General features: G+C 61.3%; 1 protein-coding gene. It reads right to left on the bottom strand.

The window, feature by feature from the left end:
- Positions 1–8 precede the first annotated feature (8 nt).
- A partial coding sequence (locus P3G66_RS31850; protein WP_258435153.1) for an MFS transporter occupies positions 9–604 on the bottom strand: 596 nt, incomplete at its 5' end.

The following is a 604-nucleotide window of genomic DNA, read 5'->3' as shown; positions in this document are numbered from 1 at the left end:
CTAGACATTCAGGTCGAGGTGGCCCGGCTCCATGCACCGCGACGCAACGCGGGGAGGCAGACAAGGTATAGGGCGGCGCCTACAATCCATGCCAACCCGTTCCATGTGCTCGCCGAGGCGGCATAAATCGCCGTGACGATCAGCGGTCCAATGATCGAAGTTAGGCTGGTAAGAGCCGCGAGCGATCCTTGAAGCTGTCCCTGATGGTCGTCATCTACCTGCCTGGACAGCATGGCCTGCAACGCGGGCATCCCAATGCCGCCGGAAGCGAGAAGAATCATAATGGGGAAGGCCATCCAGCCTCGCGTCGCGAACGCCAGCAAGACGTAGCCCAGCGCGTCGGCCGCCATGCCGGCGATAATGGCCTGCTTCTCGCCGAAACGTTTGGTGGCGGGACCAGTGACGAAGGCTTGAGCGAGGGCGTGCAAGATTCCGAATACCGCAAGCGACAGGCCGATCATCGTCGCGCTCCAGCGAAAGCGGTCCTCGCCGAAAATGACCCAGAGCGCTGCCGGCACCTGTCCTACGAGTTGCATGATAAAGAAGACAGTCATAAGTGCGGCGACGATAGTCATGCCCCGCGCCCACCGGAAGGAGCTTCTAG

This window comes from Rhodococcus sp. C3V, from assembly GCF_029269915.1.
GTDB lineage: Bacteria > Actinomycetota > Actinomycetes > Mycobacteriales > Mycobacteriaceae > Rhodococcus_F > Rhodococcus_F qingshengii.
Note: the sequence above shows the minus strand (reverse complement) of the source record. Positions and strands in the feature narration are given on the sequence as shown.